This window comes from Paraburkholderia tropica (assembly GCF_014171495.1).
Taxonomy (GTDB): Bacteria; Pseudomonadota; Gammaproteobacteria; order Burkholderiales; family Burkholderiaceae; genus Paraburkholderia; species Paraburkholderia tropica.
In genome coordinates this window covers 224,361-243,011 of sequence record NZ_CP049137.1, presented here as the reverse complement: position 1 = coordinate 243,011, position 18,651 = coordinate 224,361, and the positions used below count along the sequence as shown (strand labels likewise).

Annotated in this window: 17 protein-coding genes; 7 read left to right on the top strand and 10 right to left on the bottom strand. The window is 63.4% G+C overall.

All coding sequences use genetic code 11. The annotated features are described in order from the left end of the window. Positions 1 to 152 precede the first annotated feature (152 nt). From G5S35_RS31715 to G5S35_RS31670, 10 genes are all read right to left on the bottom strand, one after another. Positions 153 to 1,646: a metal-dependent hydrolase family protein gene (locus tag G5S35_RS31715; protein ID WP_237181914.1), complete on the bottom strand. Its 1,494-nt coding sequence runs from the start codon at positions 1,644 to 1,646 to the stop codon at positions 153 to 155. Between the two features lie 551 nt (positions 1,647 to 2,197). Further along, on the bottom strand, positions 2,198 to 2,416 hold the full coding sequence (locus G5S35_RS31710; RefSeq protein WP_183040457.1) for a hypothetical protein: 219 nt from the start codon (positions 2,414 to 2,416) through the stop codon (positions 2,198 to 2,200). A 63-nt stretch (positions 2,417 to 2,479) separates the two neighbouring features. Further along, on the bottom strand, positions 2,480 to 3,391 hold the full coding sequence (locus tag G5S35_RS31705; protein ID WP_124261313.1) for an aldose epimerase family protein: 912 nt from the start codon (positions 3,389 to 3,391) through the stop codon (positions 2,480 to 2,482). A gap of 109 nt (positions 3,392 to 3,500) precedes the next feature. Further along, positions 3,501 to 4,733 carry a mandelate racemase/muconate lactonizing enzyme family protein gene (locus G5S35_RS31700; RefSeq protein ID WP_202035051.1) on the bottom strand — a complete coding sequence of 411 codons (1,233 nt, stop codon included), beginning with the start codon at positions 4,731 to 4,733 and terminating at the stop codon, positions 3,501 to 3,503. Then, entirely contained in the window at positions 4,730 to 5,482 is a 753-nt protein-coding gene (locus tag G5S35_RS31695; protein ID WP_110326280.1) for an SDR family NAD(P)-dependent oxidoreductase, read from the bottom strand. The genes G5S35_RS31700 and G5S35_RS31695 overlap by 4 nt, the downstream gene beginning before the upstream one ends. 72 nt (positions 5,483 to 5,554) lie before the next feature. Next, the gene (locus tag G5S35_RS31690; RefSeq protein WP_124261312.1) at positions 5,555 to 7,246 is read right to left on the bottom strand and encodes a GMC family oxidoreductase; all 1,692 of its coding nucleotides are present in this window, start codon (positions 7,244 to 7,246) and stop codon (positions 5,555 to 5,557) included. 73 nt (positions 7,247 to 7,319) lie between these two features. Beyond that, a complete protein-coding gene (locus tag G5S35_RS31685) occupies positions 7,320 to 8,315 on the bottom strand; it encodes an ABC transporter permease (RefSeq protein ID WP_183040455.1) in 996 nt (331 codons plus the stop codon). Positions 8,316 to 8,318: 3 nt separating this feature from the next. Then, positions 8,319 to 9,257: an ABC transporter permease gene (locus G5S35_RS31680; RefSeq protein ID WP_074984992.1), complete on the bottom strand. Its 939-nt coding sequence runs from the start codon at positions 9,255 to 9,257 to the stop codon at positions 8,319 to 8,321. Next, positions 9,254 to 10,777, bottom strand: a complete 1,524-nt coding sequence (locus tag G5S35_RS31675) for a sugar ABC transporter ATP-binding protein (protein WP_183040454.1) — start codon at positions 10,775 to 10,777, stop codon at positions 9,254 to 9,256. The genes G5S35_RS31680 and G5S35_RS31675 overlap by 4 nt, the downstream gene beginning before the upstream one ends. Positions 10,778 to 10,796: 19 nt before the next feature. Beyond that, the gene (locus tag G5S35_RS31670) at positions 10,797 to 11,873 is read right to left on the bottom strand and encodes an ABC transporter substrate-binding protein (RefSeq protein ID WP_183040453.1); all 1,077 of its coding nucleotides are present in this window, start codon (positions 11,871 to 11,873) and stop codon (positions 10,797 to 10,799) included. Between the two features lie 151 nt (positions 11,874 to 12,024). On the opposite strand from G5S35_RS31670, the gene G5S35_RS31665 reads away from it, so the two are divergent. From G5S35_RS31665 to G5S35_RS31635, 7 genes are all read left to right on the top strand, one after another. Then, positions 12,025 to 12,714, top strand: a complete 690-nt coding sequence (locus tag G5S35_RS31665) for a GntR family transcriptional regulator (RefSeq protein ID WP_065059095.1) — start codon at positions 12,025 to 12,027, stop codon at positions 12,712 to 12,714. A 79-nt stretch (positions 12,715 to 12,793) separates the two neighbouring features. Beyond that, a complete protein-coding gene (locus G5S35_RS31660; RefSeq protein WP_065059096.1) occupies positions 12,794 to 13,894 on the top strand; it encodes a lactonase family protein in 1,101 nt (366 codons plus the stop codon). Between the two features lie 4 nt (positions 13,895 to 13,898). Then, entirely contained in the window at positions 13,899 to 14,810 is a 912-nt protein-coding gene (locus G5S35_RS31655) for an NAD-dependent epimerase/dehydratase family protein (RefSeq protein ID WP_237181913.1), read from the top strand. Between the two features lie 15 nt (positions 14,811 to 14,825). Next, entirely contained in the window at positions 14,826 to 16,088 is a 1,263-nt protein-coding gene (locus tag G5S35_RS31650) for an alpha-hydroxy acid oxidase (RefSeq protein WP_074984984.1), read from the top strand. Between the two features lie 66 nt (positions 16,089 to 16,154). Continuing rightward, positions 16,155 to 16,682 (top strand): 2,4'-dihydroxyacetophenone dioxygenase family protein, encoded by a 528-nt coding sequence (locus G5S35_RS31645; RefSeq protein WP_065059099.1) that lies wholly within the window; start codon positions 16,155 to 16,157, stop codon positions 16,680 to 16,682. A 99-nt stretch (positions 16,683 to 16,781) separates the two neighbouring features. Then, positions 16,782 to 17,510 carry an SDR family NAD(P)-dependent oxidoreductase gene (locus G5S35_RS31640; RefSeq protein ID WP_183040452.1) on the top strand — a complete coding sequence of 243 codons (729 nt, stop codon included), beginning with the start codon at positions 16,782 to 16,784 and terminating at the stop codon, positions 17,508 to 17,510. 136 nt (positions 17,511 to 17,646) lie between these two features. Further along, positions 17,647 to 18,642 (top strand): 2-dehydro-3-deoxygalactonokinase, encoded by a 996-nt coding sequence (locus tag G5S35_RS31635; protein ID WP_183040451.1) that lies wholly within the window; start codon positions 17,647 to 17,649, stop codon positions 18,640 to 18,642. Positions 18,643 to 18,651: the final 9 nt, after the last annotated feature.

Here is an 18,651-nt window from a genome sequence, read left to right as displayed (position 1 = left end):
AATCGATGGGCGGCAAGCGGCGTCGAGAAAAGTATCCGGCGTGACGTGCTGCGCTCGCAACGGCGCCGTACGCGCCGATTTTTTCAAATAGCGCTTGATTGCAGGCACGAAACCGGCAAAGTGCCACGAAAAGCAGTGGCACGGAGCAGCAGTCACGACTGCATGGCGTCCTTATAAATGAGTCCGTCTTTCATGATCATTTTCAGGTTCCGGTCCGGATCCGCTAGAAGGGCGATGTTTTGAAGCGGATCGCCATCGACGACAAGAAGATCGGCCCACGCCCCGGGTTCAAGCACCCCGAGCCTCGCCGGATACGGATTGCGCTTCCCCGACATGGCGAGCAACTCGCCGTTCGTTGACGTCGCCATGCGCAGCGCCTGCGAACCGGAATACCAGCGGGTGAGGTGCCCGATCATGGTTCCCTGGCGCGTCGCGAGGGCCTGCGAAAAAATCAGGTCCGTTCCGAATGCGACCTTGAGTCCGTGCTTGCGCGCGAGCTTGTACGTATTGTCCGTCCCCGCGGTGACTTCCATGAATTTTTCTCTGCCCGACGGGGGCAATGGGGCCACGTCTTCTTCGGTCAGGAAGGGCTGGGTGCTCAACCAGGTCCCGTTCTTCGCCATGGCTTCGGCGGTCCGGTCATCGATGAGATGGCCGTGCTCGATGCATTGAACGCCGGCGGCAAGCGATCGTTGCACGGCTTCGGGCGTGTAGGCATGCACGAGCACGTATGTTCCCCAGTCCGCTGCCGTTTCAACAGCCGCTCGCAGTTGCGGTTCGGTGAACGTCAGCATGTCGAGCGGGCTGCGCGGCGTGGACACGCCACCGCATCCCACCAGCTTGATCTGCGTGGCGCCCTGCATGAACTGCTCGCGCACGCGCAAACGGACTTCGTCTGCCGTATCGGCAATCGCGCTGCCGCCTGTTCTCTCCACCGCGCTGATCTGGCCAGTCGTGCGCGGTATGTCGGTGAGGAGGCGGAAATCTCCGTGCCCACCCGTCGTGGTGATCATCGCGCCGGACGGGTAGATGCGCGGGCCGCTGATCAGGCCCGTGTCGATGGCTTGCTTGAGCGCGAAAGCGGGCCCGCCCGCATCGCGGACAGTCGTGAAGCCTCGCAACAGGGTGCGCTGAGCTTCGGCGCCGGCAGCGAGGAACAGGAAGCTCATGTCCGCCTGCAGGATGGTCTGGATGGGGACCGCGGCAAGCAAGGAGTGCCAGTGCATGTCGATGAGCCCCGGCATGATCACCTTGCCCGCGCAGTCCACCGTCCTGGCCGAGCTGGATGCCGGCGGCTGGCCTCTTTCGAGCTTCGAAATCCGTTTTCCCTCAACGATAAGATACATCCCGTCGACGAGCGAAGCAGACTTGCCGTCGAACAGCCGGAAGTTCGTGAAGGTAGTGACAGGCGATGACACCGGCGGGCTGGCGTTGCCCTGCGCCAGTGCGAATTCGGGCACAACGGTAACGAGCATTGCCGCGGCCATGTCTGCCAGGAAACCACGTCGCGCCAGATCCGCGCCGATGCGCCGGTTCGCATACTGCGCCAGTGCCTTGTTGCAAAAGCAGGAGTACGGCAGGTTTGCAGTCGTTACACCGCGAAACTTTCCTGATGGCATGGCCATGCCCTCCTGAGTCGTCTTCACGGACCAGAGCCAGATCGTCGAGTCGTGCCGATGCGCCGTCTGCACAATCTGCTCGCGCGTTACGGCGCATGTTACGACACATTCTTTGCGCGTCGCGAATGCGTGTCCGGCGTTTCAGTGTGGCGTGCTTGGCGGTCGCATTTCTGGCGCACCGGTTAGCCGCGCAAGATGCGCCGATATTCGCACGACATTGCCAGTCTGAAATCTCTCTCTGACGCCGCAAACGTGAACACCCGCGGCTGATGGGGGCAAGCCAGGCAAATTCGTAAAGTCAGATTCCCGGCCGCCTTTGGTGCCGAGACTCTGAGCCAGCGGTGTTTTCTTCGTCGATGGTTACCTTCTAAAGGCGCATCATTTTCTCTCAGATTCTATTTTTTCACTGCCTCGAGCATCGGTTGATGCTTCGAGTCGAAAATAGCGCAGTTAAATAACAATTTCAAATCTTTGTTCGCAGATTTAAATCGCAAACGTTTGCCTTTCTGCTTCGGCGCGAAAATTAACCGTTTTGCATTAAAAGTCACTGGGGCGGCGAGACCTCGATTCGTCGCCGGTTAAAGGGCGCTGACGACCGGATCGCCAAGGTCATCACATTCATTCGTTTTCACGGAGATCGCGGTGCTTTGCTCTACGACCTGTTCAACAGCCGGGCGATGCTGCGGTTGACCCAGCACCACCGCTGCGAACCCATCGGCGAACAGCGCATTGAATACATCAACGTGCCGACCCAGACGTGATGTCGCGGTTTGCGTGACAGTTTCTTCGTAATCCATATTATCTGGTCCCGGCAAATGATACGAGGACGAATCAGCGGCTTGCGACTCAGGCGAATCAAATCAGTAAGCAGCGGCCGACAACCGATAGCGGATAATTCGCGGCGTGCCAGCCGTGAAGGCAAATCCTGTCCGGCTCGCGAGCGGATGGTCGGCTGAAGGCGTCACAACTCTGCCCAGATCGAAGAAGCCGCTCACGGGCTCCACGCCCAGCGCGAAATTACGGCTGGCCCAAGGCGCGTAATTGCGGCCGCCGTTACTGATCCAGAGCACGGCGTCCGGAAAATCGTCCGTGTTCCAGTCGAGCTTGACTTCCGCTCGGTCAACGGGGTAACGCAGCACGAAGGGCGGTTGGCAAGCCTCCAGCTGCACGAGCTCCTCGGTTTGCTGCGGTAACGGCAGACGCGATACATCGAACGATCCCTCGCAGGTGTCCAGCTTCGTCAGCGAATCGAAACGCCGATTGCGCAGAATCTGCGAAAACTCCGGCTCGATGGCGACCGGATACGTATGGACGGCGCGATACGGGCATGCCAGCACCTCGACACCTTCCGGCGGCACCGCGAAAGTCGGATGGAGGGCGAATGGCAGCGTCACGTCATGCCGCACATGGACCGTCAGGGTGACGGTCAAGGACGCTGCGTGCGGGTGCGCTTCGACGAGCCGTTCGAGATAGTCGATCGCGCTTTCAGGCGGATAGTCGATGCGTAGCTTGATCGCGTGCGCCGTCTGCTCGACGCATCGCCACATATGATTCGAGCTGTAGCCGTGCCGCCATTCGTCGTCGGCCACCTTGGACGCGAAGCCTTCCGGAAGACCGGGCGGCGCGTCGGTCGTCCCGAACGGCAGGCAAGGCCACTCGCCGCGCAGCGCGCGCAGGAGGCCGGGCCACTCCGGATCGTCTCCCCACGGCGCGACATGCAGCGGAGAGACGCTGCGTCCCGCGCCCAGTTCGAATCGCACCGGCGCGAGCATGCCGCCGAGGGCTTGGACCGTCGCCACGCCGTGCGGCCACTTCAAGGTCCAGCGTTCGTTGTCCAGCGTCGTTGCGTCTTCCACGTTCGTCTCCTCGCACAGAGCGTTTTCAATGCCCGATGCGGATCGCGGTCTTGTCGAAGAACGCCCGATCCAGTTCGAAGCCGAGGCCGGGTCGGTCGGGCACATCGAGCCATCCGTTTCGCTGTTCGAGAGGCTGCGTGACCAGTGCCGTTCTGAACGGATGCGATGACGTATCGTATTCGAACAGCGGTTGATCGGCGTACAGCGCATAGTGCGTGTCCGGCGTCGCGACGATCATGTGCAGCGAAGCGTACTGCCCGACGGCGGTGCCCCAAACGTGCGGATTGACCTTCACGCCGTGAACCTGCGCGAGCGCGTTGATATGCCTGAGCGCGGTGAAGCCGCCGGCGAGACAGATATCGGGCTGCGCGATATCGACTGCGCCGGCCGCGAACAGATCGTGAAAGCCATACATCGAAAACTCGGCTTCGCCGCCGGCGATCGGCGTGTCGATCGCATCGCGCACGCGGCGGTAGCCCGCGAGGTCTTCGGGAACGACCGGTTCTTCGAGCCAGCGCAGACGCATCGCGTCGAGCGCCCGCCCGAGACGGATCGCTTCGTTCGCACTGTATGCGTGATTGACGTCGACCATGAGCTGCGTCTCGGGCGCCAGCGTGTCGCGTATGGCGTGCATGACCGCGATATCGTCATTCAGACCGAAGCCCAGTTTGACCTTCATGATCGAGAAGCCGGCGCTTTCGTGACGCTTCGCTTCGGCGGCCATCGCGGCGGATTGCCCTTGTCCCTCGGGGCGGAAAAAGCCGGTCGCGTAGCACTGCACACGTTGGCGGAACGCGCCGCCCAGCAGTTGCCATACGGGCTGGTTCGCCACCTTGCCGCAGATGTCCCACAGCGCGATATCGACTGCGCTGATGGCGCCCAGCACAACGCCTTTACGGCCGAAGTCGCGCGTTCGGACATACATGTTGTTCCAGAGCACTTCGGTGTCGAGCGGGTTCTTTCCGAGCAGCAGCGGCTTGAGCGCGCTTTCGATCACGGTCGCCGCGATTTCGGGCGGTTGCAGGCCGACGCTGAACGTTTCGCCCCAGCCTTCGATGCCGTCGGTGGTGCGGATCCGCACGACGGTGGTTGAGCGGCCCGTCACCCATCCTTGCGAATAGGCGAACGGTTTGTCCAGTGCGGTCTTGAGCACATAGGTGTCGACGCTTTCGATTTTCAACATGAGTGACCTTCCTTGCAATGCATTCGATAAATGGAGCAGCGCCTTGTTGCCGATGGTTTTCGTCGATGCGCTCAACCGACGACATAACCGCCGTCGACGGCCAGCGTGGCGCCCGTGATGTAACGCGAAGCGGGCGTCGACAGAAAGATCGCCGCGCCGACGAGGTCGTCGGCTTCGCCCCAGCGCTTGAGCGCGGTCCGGTCGGCAATCTTCGTCGCGGCGTGCGGTTCGCTCCATAGCCCGTGCGTCATGGCGGTGCGGTGATAGCCGGGCGCGATGGCGTTCACGCGCACGCCGTCGCGCCCATGCCGGTGCGCCAGCGCGCGCGTCAAGCCGAGAATGCCGCTCTTGCTGGCGCAATAGGCGGGGACTTCCTCGTCGGCGAGATAACTGAGCATCGAGGCGATATTGATGATCGTGCCTTGCGAGCGCTTCAGGAGCGACATCATGGCGCTCGACAGGCGCATCGCGCTGACGAGGTTGATGTCCATGACGTTCAGGAAAGTTGCGTCGTCGTATTCGTCGCCGGGCCGCGAAATGCCTTGAGAGTTCACGAGAATATCGAGGCGTTCGAATCGTTCGGCAAATGCGGTAATCGACGCCGGCGAAGTCACATTCAGGCTGTCGAATTCGAGCCGGTCGGTGGCGTGTTCCCGTTTGAGTTGCGCGATTTTTTCGGCGGAGCTGCCGGTCGCCGTCACGCGTGCGCCGAGGCCCGCCAGGCCGCGAGAAATTTCCAGACCGATGCCACTCGTTCCGCCCGAAACCAGCGCGGTCTTGCCGGCCAGCAAATCGGGCGCGAAGCAGGAGAGAATATCGTTCATAACGTATTTACACCTTAGGGATCCTGATCATAGGGAAGCGATCGAACGTAGGGTGTCGATCGACGCAACCGTTTAAAGCGCGGGCATCAGCGCGGCGTCGGCGGGCGTGCTCCGGTGTGCGGGGAGTGCGCCGGGCAGCGTCTCGCCCATCATCAGCGCCACGCCGCGATCGGCGACGGCGTAAGTCGTGGCCACCGTGTTGCCGCTGATGATGGTGGGCCACGACGACGTGTCGAACACGCGCAGGCCCGCGATGCCGCGCACCGTCATGTCGTTGCGCAAGACGGCCATCGGGTCGTTGTCCGCGCCCATGCGCGCCGTGCCCGCCGGGTGATAGACGGTCTTGACGGTGCGTCTGCAATGCTCGGCCAGGGCTGCGTCCGAGGCCGCGCAAGCGTGCGTGACGGCCTGTTCGTCGGGCAGCACGATCCGGTCGACCATCGCGGCGAGCGGACCTTCGCGCATGATTTGCGCGGCGCGGCGCAGTCCTGCAATCGACAGGCGCAGGTCGTCGGGATGCTCGAGATAGTTGGGATAGACGATAGGCGTGGCGCTCGGGTCGGACGTTTGCAGCGTGACCCGGCCACGGCTTTTCGGGCGCATCACGCAACTGTTGAGCGTAAAGCCGTAGGCCGCCTTGGTCGACGTCACGTCCGGGTCGAGATAGACGGTCGGCAGGCAGAACATCTGGATCGACGGCGCGCCGGATGTATCGTCGGGATTGAAGAATGCACCGGCTTCCACGGCGTTCGACGCGACGGGGCCGCTGCGGAACGCGAGATATTGCAGGCCGTTGCGAATCTGGTTCCAGCCGCGGTCCTGACCGAAATAGCCTTGCCGCCCGTTGCAGAATGCGACCACAGGCACTTCATGATGGTCCTGGAGATTTTCTCCCACGCCTGGCAGATCCGCGATCACCGGAATGTTCAGGCGCGCAAGCGCATTGGCCGGGCCGATGCCGGACAGCATCAGCAGCTTGGGTGTCACGAGCGCGCCCGCGGTGAGCACGATCTGATCCGCGAATAGCTGTTCGCGCTGCGTCCCGCTTTGAATTTCGATGCCCTTCGCCACGTTCTGCTCGATCAGAATGCGCGTGACCTGTGCGCCGGTGCGGATCGTCAGGCGTGCATCGTTCATGACCGGCGCGAGGAACGCGTCGACGCCGCTGCACCGGCGTCCCTGAAACGTGGTGGTCTGATAGAAGCCCGTTCCCCGCTGCGTGCCGCTGTTGAAGTCCGGGTTATAGGGCAGGCCGTTCTGTTGCGCCGCGAGCACGAAGGCGCGCGACACGTCGCTCAGATTGGCGCCATCGGAAACCTTCAGCGGGCCGTTCACGCCGTGCGCGGCATTGTTGAAAGTCGAGTTGCCTTCGAGCCGGATGAAATGCGGCAGCAAGGCCTGATAGCGCCACGACTCGTCGCCGGTGAGGGAGACCCAGTCGTCGTAGTCGCGCGCCTGACCGCGAATGTAGACCATCGCGTTGACCGAGCTGCCGCCGCCGAGCACCTTGCCTTGCGGGATCGACGGTTGACGGTCGTTCAGATGCGGATGTTTCGCGCTGCGGTGGAACGTCATGTAGTCGTGATTCGACAGCAGTTTGACGAATCCCGCGGGCATGTGGATGAGCGGATTGCGATCGGGTGCGCCCGCTTCGACGAGCAGCACGCGCGCGCCATGGTCGCGCACGAGCCGGCCCGCCGTCAGGCATCCCGCCGCGCCCGCGCCGATGACGATGAAATCGTAGTGTGTCGTTGCCTTAGCCATGAATGAAACCCTGGAACTGTTCTGTGATTCAGCCGCTGGCCGGCGCGATTGCGAGGCCGGCGGGGCCGGGCGTTCAGCGGCGTGTTTGCCGCGCCACGCCCGCGAGAATCGCCGCGCCCGCAATCGCAAGGCCTTGAACGATGAGCTTGCCCGACTCGCCCGCGCCGTACGCGTTGAGCACGTTGAACAGCAGCGTCAGCGCGAAGGCAGCCGCGCCGGGGCCGATGAGTCCGCCGCGTCCGCCGCCGAAGGTGATGCCGCCGAGAATCACGCCGGCAATCGAGTTCATCACCACATCCGCGCCGACGCTGGTCGTGCTCACGCCCACATAGCCCGAGAGCAGGAGGCCGCCGCCCGCAGCGAGCAGCCCGGCCGCGACGTGCGAGGCAATGAACACGCCTTCCACCGGCAGCCCGGAAAGCGCCGCCGCGGCCGGATTGCTGCCGACGGCTTTCAGCAGACGCCCGAACACCATGAGGCGCAGCGGAATGGCAAGCAGCACCAGCACGACGACCCAGAGCACGGTCGCGATCGGCACGATGCCGATCTTCGCGCTGCCCAGCATTTGCACCGAGTCGGGCACCGAGCCGGGACTGCTGCCCGAACTCAGGAACAACACGGTGCCGGTGAGAATCGATGCCATCGCCAGCGTGGCGATCACGGCGGACGCGCGGAACTGCGTGATGAGCAGGCCGTTCATGAGACCGACGAGCGCGCCGACGGCGAGCGCACCGGCGATCAGCATGGGCGCCGACAGCTCGTTGAGCGGTGCCGAGGTGATCAGATAGTTGGTGAGGACGAACACGCCGCCGATCGACAGGTCGATCGAGCGGCAGCGCATCACGATCATCTGCGCGGCCACGGCGAGCCCGAGCGGGGCGGCTTGCCGCGCGATGACCATCTGGAACGGCCATTGCAGCAGGACCGGCCTGAAGAACAGGCAGAACAGGAGTAGCGCGACGAGCACGACAATCGACGGCGGCACCACGTTGACGAACTGGCGCACATTGAAGCGCGGCGCCGCGCGCAGAGACAGGTTTCCGGTCTCGGAAGCGTGTTGAGCAGGCATGATTTAGATCCCGATTTCTTTGCGGCGACGCAGGCACACCGCGAACAGAAGCAGCGTCCCGTTGACGACCGAGAGCAGGAAGGGATTGATCTGAACGATATTCATCCCGTTGCCGACGATGCCGAGCAGCAGCGCGCCGAAGATCGTGCCGAGCGGGCCGCCGACGCCGCCGCTCAGCTGCGTGCCGCCCAGTGCGACGGCCGCGACGGAGTCGAGTCCGTAAGACGCGCCGACCCACGGATCGCCCGACGAAATGCGTCCCGCGAGGAAGATGCCGGCGACCGCCGCGAACAGCGCGCAGAGCACATAAGCGGCAATCGTCGTGCGCGCGACGCCCACGCCGGCCAGCGCCGCGTTGTCCGCGCCGCCGCCCACGGAATAGAGATGCAGCCCGAAGCGCGAGCGATGCAGCAGCGACCACGCGATCCACGCGGCCAGCGCGACCCAGAGGACAGCGACCGGCACGCCCATCACCGAGTTGCCGACCGCGGCGGAGATCGGCGCCCAGATGCTGCCGCCGGGCGAAGGCTGAACCAGCAGCACGATGCCTTGCAGGATCGTACCGGTCGACAGCGTCATGATGATCGGGTGCACGCGAAAGCGCGTCACGCCGATGCCGTTCACGACGCCGACCAGCGCCGCGCTCGCAACCGTGAGCGCGATCGCGAGCGCGGGCGAGCCGGTCGTGGCGAGGATGCAGGTCGAGAGGCTCATGACCACGCCCACCGAGAGATCGAGGCCGCCGGTCAGAATCGGCAGCGTCTGTCCGAGCGCGACCACCAGCAGCGGCGTCGCCTGAACGATCAGGTTGGCGAGATTCTGCGGCGTGCGGAAACTGCTGAACGACGCGGCCAGCGCGACCACGGCGACCAGCAAAAGCAGTCCCGATACGTATTGGCCGCCGTTACGGTCCGCGCGCCGCGATGCGAGGCGATTGATCATGCTGCGACTCCTGCGGGTTGGACGGTGCGGGCGACGGCGGCCTGAAGGATGTCTTCCTCCGTCGCGTCCTTCGCGTCGATTTCCTTCACGATGCGATGGTCGGACACCACCAGGACGCGATCGGCGAGGCCGATCACTTCGGGCAATTCGCGCGATGTGAAGAGTACCGACCCGCCGCGCGCGCAGAACGTGCGCAAGGCGTTGTAGATCTCCACCTTCGCCCCGACGTCGACGCCGCGCGTCGGCTCCTCGATGAGCAGCACCTCCGCGTCGATCGCGAGCCAGCGCCCCAGCATGACCTTTTGCTGATTGCCGCCCGACAGGTTCACGACGGCCAGCGCGTGACTGGCGGCGCGAATCCGCAAGTCGTCGGACAGGCGCTTGACGAGCGCCGAGAGCGGCCGCGCGAAGGCCCACGGCAGGCGGCGCTGATGCACGCCGAGCGTGAGGTTGTCGCGAATCGGCTGATCGAGATACAGGCCTTCGCCTTTGCGGTCTTCGGGCATGAACGCGAAGCCGTTCGCGAGCGCGCGGCGGGCGCTCGCACGCGGACGCAAGCGCGTCGACGTGCCCGAGCGGCGATGCAGTTCGAGCGTGCCCGTGCAGCCTTTCACGACGCCGGCCAGCGCGCGAACGAGGTCGCGCTGACCTTGCCCTTCAAGACCGCCGAGCGCGACGATTTCGCCGCGACGCACGGTGAAGTCCACGCCCAAGCGGCCCGGCGCCGTGCTCAGGCCGCTCACGCGCAGCGCGACGTCGTCGCGCGTTGCGGCGCGCGGCGGGTAGAGATGTTCGACGTCGCGGCCCACCATCAGCGAAAGCAGGCGGTCGGGGTTCAGGTCGGCGGTGGCGTACGAACCCACGAGCTTGCCGTCCTTGAGCACGGTCGCCGTGTCGCAGAGGTCGAAGATCTCGCGCATGCGGTGCGAAATGTAGAAGATGCACTTGCCCTGGTCGCGCAGCTTCAGCAGTAGCGACTCGATGCGCTCGACGTCCTTCGTATTGAGCGCGGCAGTCGGTTCGTCGAAGATGAAAACATCGGCGTTGACCGCGAGGCCCTTGGCGATCTCGACCGACTGCTGCTCCGCCACGGTCAGCGAGCCGACGAGGCGGCGCGGGTTGATCTGCAAACCGATGTAGCCGAGCGCGGCCCGCGCCTCTTCTTCCATGCGCCGCCGATCCACGCTATACAGCCCGCGCTTCGGTTCGCGGCCCAGAAACATCGTTTCCGCGACCGTGAGATTGGCGACCAGCGAGAACTCCTGAAACACGGTCGAGATGCCCGCATTCAGCGCGTCGAGCGGCGAGGAAAACTTCACCGGCTTGCCGCGCAGAAAAACCTGTCCTTCGGTGGGCGCGACCACGCCGGCGATGATTTTCATCAGCGTCGACTTGCCCGCGCCGTTTTCGCCCGTGACGGCGTGGATCGAACCGGCGCGGCCGGTGATGCCGACATTCACGAGCGACGGCACACCGTCGTACAGCTTGGTGATGTGCGTCGCTGCGACTAAGGTATCCATGCGAATGACTCCCGCTTGACTACTTCGAGCCGTAGTACTTTTTGAGGTCGGCTGCGGAGAGCGCGCTTGGCGCCCAGTAGTTGTCGTTCAGGTCGGGCCGGTAGAACTGCGCGAAATTAGCCTTGGTGATCGGCGCCGGGCGCAATACGTAGTGCTTGTGCAGCGATTCGCCGCTGAGCAACGCAACGGCGGCGCGAATGCCCGCCGCGCCCTGTTCGGACGGGAAGACGGCAGCCGTGGCGTTCGCGCCGCTGTCCTTCCATGCGCGCATGAAGCCGTTATTGCCTTCGCCGGTGATGGGCGGAACGGGCTTGCCGAATTCCTTGAACACTTCGATGCACGCACGGCTCATGTCGCCGCCGGAGGACCAGATGCCATCGGGGTTAGGATTACTGAGCATCAAGGACTCGCAAACCTGCTTGCCCTTGTTGTAAGACCAGTCTCCATATTGCTCGGAAGCGATCTTGATGTTCGATCCCGCGAGCACCTTGCGCAGACCTTCGTAGCGCATGGTGTCGGCAGCGATGCCCGCCTGGCCGCGCAGCACCCAGATATTGCCCTTGCCGTGCAGCGTGTCGACGAGGAATTTGCCGCCGACCTCGCCGAAGTACAGCGCCTCGCCCTGAATTTCGGTGGTATACGCGTCGGTTTCGATTTCCGTCGAATGCACGATCACGGGAATGCCCGCGGCGACGGCCTTCTTGATCACGGGCGTCAGCGCCGTATAGGACACCGGCGCGACGATGATCGCATCGACCTTCTGCGCAATCATGTCCTCGATGTCGGCGATCTGCTTGGCGGGCTTGGAATTGGCGTCGGCGAAAATGATCTTGCCGATTTCCTTGTGTTTCGCGGCTTCCGCGTCGGTCTCGTGGACCATCTGCGTCATCCAGGTGTTGCCGAAACCCCAGATGCTGAAACCGATGCGCCACGGCGGCGCTTTCTTGAACTGGTTCGGCGCGCTCAGCGGATTGTTGCCTTCGCGTACGATCGCCCCCGGCATCAAAACGGGCTCGGCTGCATGAGCGGCGACGCCCGCGAGGGCAAGCGCGGCCGCGACGATAGCGCGGCTGAACGAAGTTTTTCGTTGTTTCATGGATGTCTCTCTCCAGGTTGTCCTGCGTCTTATGTGTTCTGTGCGCTGCTTGGCAGCGTTCTTCGTGTAGTGTAATATGTCACATGTTAGATGTTGATGTCAACGACATCTGCGACGGCTCGTCGCAACCGAATCGAAAGGAGCAGTGCAAATGAATCGCGTGTTTACGCCCATCACGCATACCCATCTGACCGATCAGGTGTACGACGCGGTGCGGGCCCGCATCCTGAGCCGCGCCATCAAGATCGATGAGCAGATCAACGTGGAAGAGGTCGCCGCCGAGCTGCAGGTCAGCCGCACGCCGGTGGTCGACGCCATCAAGCGGCTCGCGACCGATGGCCTCGTCGAAGTGCGGGCGCGGCGCGGCACGTTCGTCAAGGGCATCACCGAGCAGGATGCGAACGAGATCTTTCAGGTGCGCGAGGCGCTCGAACTGTTCGCGGCCTATCAGGTGATTCACAGTCCGGAAAGCGCGGCGGTGACGGCGCGCATGCAGTCGCTGATCGAGGAGATGAGCGGCTTCATGTCGAACGACGAGTTCCGCGACTACACGGCGTTTTCCGTCGCCGATGCGGGATTCCACAACGCATTGATCGACGCGTGCGCGAATCAGCGCCTGAAGACCAGCTACGAAAATCTCAACATCTATATGCACATCATGCGCAGCCATTTCTATCGGCCTCTCGTGCCGCCTCGTCGCGTGCATACGGAGCACCTCGCGATTCTCGAAGCGGTCGTGGCGAAAGACGACGCGGCGGCGGCGCGCGCCATTCGTCAGCATCTGGCTTCGACGCGCGAAAAGATGATCAACAACATTCGCAACAGCGGCGGCGTGTTGTAGGCGGCAGCACGCCTGTTCCGCGCACCGGCCAGAAGAAGCCGGGCAGCGGGACTACCGGTTCGCCGGAAACGAATAAAACATGGAGACAAACGTGAACAAGGACGCGGGCAGTACGTGCACGCTGGCGGTGGGCACTTATACCTTGCCCATGCCGCATGTGGAGGGCAAGGGCGCAGGCATTTATCTGCTGGATTTCGACGCATCGACTGGCCGCTTGAGCGAACGCGCGGTCGAGCGCGCGGCGAATCCGTCGTATCTCACGCTATCGAAGGATGGCCGCCGCCTGTATGCGGTTCGCGAAGTGAACGCCGAGGACGGCCCAGGCGTGAGCACGTATGAAGTCGATGCGGCCGGTCGCTCGCTCACACTGCTCGGCGATCTGTCGACGCCGGGCGCGTGGCCGTGTCACGTCGCCGTGGACGAAGAACTGGCCTTGCTGCTCGCATCGAATTATCTGAGCGGCGAAGTGCTCGCCTACAGGCTCGATGCGAATGGCGTGCCGGCGGGCGAGCCGGTCGTGCTCGAACGTGAAGGCAGCGGCCCGAACGCCGCGCGTCAGGAGGCGCCGCATGCTCATTGCGCGGTGTTCAGTCCGGACCGTCGCCATCTGTATCTGGCCGATCTCGGCGTCGATGGCGTCGTGCGCCATGCGCTCGACGCAAGCAAGGTCATCAAGACGCCGGACCGGTTTCTCGATGCCGCGCCCGGCGCCGGTCCGCGTCATCTCGTGTTCACGGCGTCCGGCAAGCATCTGCTCGCCAACTACGAACTCGCGTCGACCGTGCGAATGTACCGGCTCGCGGACCACGCCGCAGAACTCGTCTGCGAAGTGTCCAGCCTGCCCGAAGACTTCGGCGGCGAAAGCGGTGCGGGCGGCATGCGGCTGCATCCCTCGGGCAAATTCGTCTACGTCGGCAATCGCGGACATGACTCGATCTTTTGCGCGCGCATCGACGAGGCCGCGGGCACGCTCACGCCGGTCGGCAACTGGAGTCTGGGCGGGCGCACGCCCCGCGATCTGGCGATCTCACCCGACGGAAAGTATCTACTGGCTGCCGCACAGGATGACGGTTTCATCCGCGTGTATGCGATCGATGCGCAGACGGGTGCCTTGAACGACACCGGCTACACCTATCCGATTCCCACCGCAGTGTGCCTCGAATTTATCCAGGGAGAATGACACCGTGAATCACACTATGCCCCGCAAGATCATGGTTACGGGTGCCGGCGGCAACCTCGGACAGAAAGTGGTCGAAGCGCTCACGCGCGCCGACTGGTGCGAGCAGGTCATCGGCATCGACCGCAGCGGCGATTATTCGAAGTTCTCGGAGCACGCGCGCAAGCGTCTGCGGCTGGTGCGCGGCGACCTCACGCAACGCGCCGGCGAATGGACCGAGGCGATGAACGAGGTGGACGCGGTCATCCACTTTGCCGCCTTGAATCCCGTTCCGGATTCGTCGTGGCTCGAGTCCATGGCGTCCTACGACATGACGCAAAATCTGTTGATGGAATGCGTGCGCGCCGGCGTTGGCCGCTTCGTGTTCGCGTCGTCGAATCATACGATGGGCGCGTACAAGGACGAGCCGCTGGCGCAACAGATGGGGCCGGGGCGCTTGACGACCGGGATCGCCACGGCGCCCGGCACGCGCTGGCACGACGGCAAGCGCGAATTGCATTCGCTCGCGTACGGCACCGCAAAAGTCATGGGCGAAAAACTTTGCGCCTCCATTGCTGAGTTGTCCGAAGGACGTTTGAGTACGGTGTCGATACGGGTCGGCTGGGCGCTGACCGGCGATAACAATGCGCGCGACATCACGCATTCCGGCTCGCCCGCTTCGACCTCGGATACGACCGAGCTGGACGAAGCGGCGCGCCGCACCCTGCGGTGGTTCCGCAACATGTGGCTGTCCAATCGCGATCTCGACCAGTTGTTCATTCGCTCGGTGCTCGCGCCCAGCGACGAATGGCCGGCACCGGCCATCATCGTGAATGGCGTGTCGAATAACGCGGGCATGGATTGGGATTTGAGCGATGCCATCCGCTATCTCGGCTATCAGCCGGAAGACGACGCGTATCTGCACGTCGAGCGGACATGACGGAATCGCGTGCCCATGACCATCTCCAATATTGAGGATCTGCGTCGGCAGGCACGGCGCAAGTTGCCACGCATGTTCTTCGACTATATCGACGGCGGTGCGTTTTCAGAACGCACGCTGGCGAGCAACACCGAAGACTTCGATGAGTGGACGCTCGAGCAGCGTGTGCTCGTCGATCTTTCGAAACGCGATCTGTCGAGCGACATCCTCGGCGCGCGCTACTCGATGCCCGCGATGCTCGCCCCTGTGGGATTCGCCGGATCGTTCTGGCCGAACGGCGAGGTGCAGGCGGCGAGGGCGGCGACACAAGCCGATATCCCGATGTGTTTGTCGACTTTTTCGATCAACTCTATCGAGGAGGTCGGCGCGGTGATGCCGCGCGGTCTCGCGATGCAGTTGTATGTCTTCAAGGATCGCGAGCTGGCAACCGAAATTGTCCAGCGCGCCTGGCAGGTTGGCGTGACCACGCTGTTCCTGACCGCCGACACCAACGTGTCTTCCGTGCGGGAACGCGATACGCGCAACGGATTTCGCACCGCTTCGTCGCTGAAACTCGGCACCGTGCTCGATCTGCTGTCGCGGCCCGCGTGGTGTCTGCGCATGGGGCTGAACGGCAGGCTGACGCTCGGCAACGTGAAGGGCAAGGCCGGGGTGCCGCGCAGCCTGATGGCGCAGGCCGCTTACCTGTCCGGCAACGTGGACCCTGGCATGAACTGGGCCGATCTCGCGTGGCTGCGCGAGCAATGGCCAGGCAAGCTGGTGGTGAAGGGCGTGCTGTCCGTCGAGGATGCGAGCCGCGCGCTCGATGGCGGCGCGGATGGCGTCTGCGTGTCCAATCACGGTGGACGTCAACTCGATGGCGCGCGCTCGTCGATTTCCGTGCTGCCGGACATTGCACGGTTTGTCGCCGGGCGCGCGGAGGTGTTGCTCGACAGCGGCATTCGGCGCGGCAGTCATATCGTCAAGGCAATCGGCCTGGGCGCGGACGCCGTGCTGCTCGGACGCGCCTATGCCTACGGACTCGGCGCGGCCGGGCGCAAGGGCGTGAGCCAGGCGATCGAATTGCTGCGCACGGAAACCGAATTGACGCTTGCCCTGATGGGCATGCGGTCGATCGACGAGCTGCGCGCCAATCGCGATGCCGTGCGTCATCGCAGCCATCACGCTGGACAGGCGGGCGCCGTTGCCGGGGCGCTGATCGACACACTCCCGCGCAAATTCACCCCCTCGAAGTCTGAACGCGATACCTGCCATGCCGACAAAGGCGCGACGCTGTAAAGCGGCGTCGGCTTATCGAATGTCGGCGCTTGATTGTCCCCGAAAAAGCCACAACGGAGCACTACCATGCCGGAAATCATCGAGAAGTATTCCCCCATGATGCCGTACCAGTTGCCATTTCCCAAGGAGGCCCAGAAAGAGGTCGTCGTGCCCTTCGCCATCCCCGACGACGAGCGCGTATGGGTGCCGCAGGCGGAGAACGTCTCGTTTCGTCCGCTCTGCCTGAACGCCTCGCAGGGTTACTGGATGAACCTGCTGCGCGTGCGCAAGTCGGGCGTGCTGAGCCGCCATCGCCATCCGCAGGGCGTGCACGGCATGGTGTTGAAGGGGCGCTGGAAGTATCTGGAGCACGAGTGGACCGCCACCGAAGGCAGCTACGTCTACGAGCCGCCGGGCGAGACCCATACGCTCTACGTGCCGGACGACGTTGAAGAAATGATTACCTATTTTCAGGTGAATGGCGTGATGTTCTATTGCGATCCTTACGGCAATTACACCGGCTACGAAGACGTCTTTACGAAGATCGATATGTGCAGAAAGCACTATGCGTCGGTCGGTCTGGGTGAGGACTACGTCGATCAATTCATTCGCTGATCGGCTTATTTAGAACGTCTCTACACGATTTTATTCAAAACGCGTAGTAGTGAAAATAATGTCGATTGAAAACCAGAAACCCTTGATTTCGGAACTCATATGACGTTCAAAGAAGGACTGCTCGAAGGAAAAGTCGCGCTGGTGACAGGTGGACGAACCGGTATCGGCGCGGCGATCGCCAACGGCCTTGCGCAACTCGGCGCAAAGGTTTTCGCGGCGGGATTGCCGCCGCCCGCCGATACGGCCGACACGCTCGCCAGGACGGTCGAACAGGTCACGCTGGATGTGTGTTCGACCGACGAGGTGAATGCGGTGCTCGGCCCCTTCGAGCGTCTGGATATCGTGGTGAATTGTGCCGGCGTGATCCGGCGCGGCGACGAACACCAGGTCGAGGTATTCGAAAAGGTTCTCGACATCAACCTGAACGGCACCATGCGGGTGTGCGCGGCCGCGCGCGCGTTGCTCAAGCAATCGTCGGGCTGCATTGTCAATACGGCGTCGATGCTGAGCTTTTTCGGCGGCGGTCTCGTGCCCGCCTATAGCGCGAGCAAGGGCGCGGTCGCGCAATTGACCAAGTCGCTGGCGATTGCTTATGCAGCGGACGGCATTCGCGTCAATGCCGTCGCGCCCGGCTGGATCGCCACGCCGCTGACCCAGGCGCTGCAAAACGACGATAGCCGCTCGCAGGCCATTCTCGGCAGAACGCCGCTTGCTCGCTGGGGTTCGCCCGACGAAGTGGCTCAGGTCGCACTGTTTCTCTGTACGCCCGCCGCGTCGTTCATGACGGCGGCGATCGTGGCCGTCGACGGCGGCTATCTCGCGGCATAGCGTCGATGCACGGTGAGGCGCGCCGCAGCAAGCGCGCGCACCGTGCATTGTCAATGCGCCCCATGCACTTCGGCGCTTGCAATCCGCGCGGCGATCCGAAGTGTCCGGGCCAGGATTTATGTAGCAGGAAACAGGCATGGACATTCAATCCACCGAAACGCCCGCGCTGATCGGGCTCGATTGGGGCACGTCGTCGCTACGCGCCTATCTGTTCGACGTGTCGGGTCGCGTGCTCGATTCCTGGCACTCTGCCTGCGGCATCATGCATTTGCCGAAGCCGCGCGAGTCGGGCGGCTTCGACGACGTATTCGAATCGATATGCGGCGACTGGCTGAATGCGAGCGCCGTGCCGGTGATCGCGGCCGGCATGGTCGGCAGCGCGCAAGGCTGGGCGGAGGCGCCTTATATTGCGGCGCCCGCGAACAGCGCGCCGCTAATCGGCGCGTTAAAGACGGTTGTGTCGTCACGCGGCACGCTGGTCCATATCGTGCCGGGCATCATCGAACGCGGCGCGTTCCCTAACGTGATGCGCGGAGAGGAAACGCAAATCTTCGGCGCGCTGACCGCACATCCGGCGCTGGGCGCTGGCGGCAAGACGCTGATCGGCTTGCCTGGCACGCACGCGAAATGGGCGTTCGTGGTCGACGGCTATCTCGAACGCTTCCTCACCTTCATGACCGGCGAAGTATTCGCCGTGTTGCGCGACTACACCATCCTCGGCCGCACGATGCATCCGAGCGGAGGCCGCGACGACGACGCCTTCCTGCGTGGTATCGACATGGCCGTGCATGCGGGCGCAACCGGCATGCTGTCGACCATCTTCAGTACCCGCACGCTCGGACTCACCGGCGAACTGCGACCCGAACAGCAATCCGATTATTTATCGGGTTTGCTGATCGGACATGAACTCGCGGGGCTGTCGAGTCATCTGGCAAGCCAGGGATCGACACTGGACGACTGGAAACTCGGTTTGATCGGCGCAGAAAACCTGTGCGAACGCTATCGGACGGCGCTCCATCGAATCGGCGCGCCCGATGCGGGCATTCTGCACGGCACCACCGAATGCGGGCTTTTCCATATCGCCCGCGAGGCGGGACTGCTGCCGACGATTGCGCACTCAATCCCCGAATGAAACAACGTG

Excerpts from the sequence above, each read along its gene's own strand:
- G5S35_RS31670 (WP_183040453.1), bottom strand. The coding sequence starts at position 11,873 with ATGAAACAACGAAAAACTTCGTTCAGCCGCGCTATCGTCGCGGCCGCG.
- G5S35_RS31685 (WP_183040455.1), bottom strand. The coding sequence starts at position 8,315 with ATGCCTGCTCAACACGCTTCCGAGACCGGAAACCTGTCTCTGCGCGCG.
- G5S35_RS31695 (WP_110326280.1), bottom strand. The coding sequence starts at position 5,482 with ATGAACGATATTCTCTCCTGCTTCGCGCCCGATTTGCTGGCCGGCAAG.
- G5S35_RS31680 (WP_074984992.1), bottom strand. The coding sequence starts at position 9,257 with ATGATCAATCGCCTCGCATCGCGGCGCGCGGACCGTAACGGCGGCCAA.
- G5S35_RS31635 (WP_183040451.1), top strand. The coding sequence starts at position 17,647 with ATGGACATTCAATCCACCGAAACGCCCGCGCTGATCGGGCTCGATTGG.
- G5S35_RS31640 (WP_183040452.1), top strand. The coding sequence starts at position 16,782 with ATGACGTTCAAAGAAGGACTGCTCGAAGGAAAAGTCGCGCTGGTGACA.
- G5S35_RS31660 (WP_065059096.1), top strand. The coding sequence starts at position 12,794 with ATGGAGACAAACGTGAACAAGGACGCGGGCAGTACGTGCACGCTGGCG.
- G5S35_RS31650 (WP_074984984.1), top strand. The coding sequence starts at position 14,826 with ATGACCATCTCCAATATTGAGGATCTGCGTCGGCAGGCACGGCGCAAG.
- G5S35_RS31675 (WP_183040454.1), bottom strand. The coding sequence starts at position 10,777 with ATGGATACCTTAGTCGCAGCGACGCACATCACCAAGCTGTACGACGGT.
- G5S35_RS31710 (WP_183040457.1), bottom strand. The coding sequence starts at position 2,416 with ATGGATTACGAAGAAACTGTCACGCAAACCGCGACATCACGTCTGGGT.
- G5S35_RS31645 (WP_065059099.1), top strand. The coding sequence starts at position 16,155 with ATGCCGGAAATCATCGAGAAGTATTCCCCCATGATGCCGTACCAGTTG.
- G5S35_RS31705 (WP_124261313.1), bottom strand. The coding sequence starts at position 3,391 with ATGCTCGCGCCGGTGCGATTCGAACTGGGCGCGGGACGCAGCGTCTCT.
- G5S35_RS31665 (WP_065059095.1), top strand. The coding sequence starts at position 12,025 with ATGAATCGCGTGTTTACGCCCATCACGCATACCCATCTGACCGATCAG.
- G5S35_RS31690 (WP_124261312.1), bottom strand. The coding sequence starts at position 7,246 with ATGGCTAAGGCAACGACACACTACGATTTCATCGTCATCGGCGCGGGC.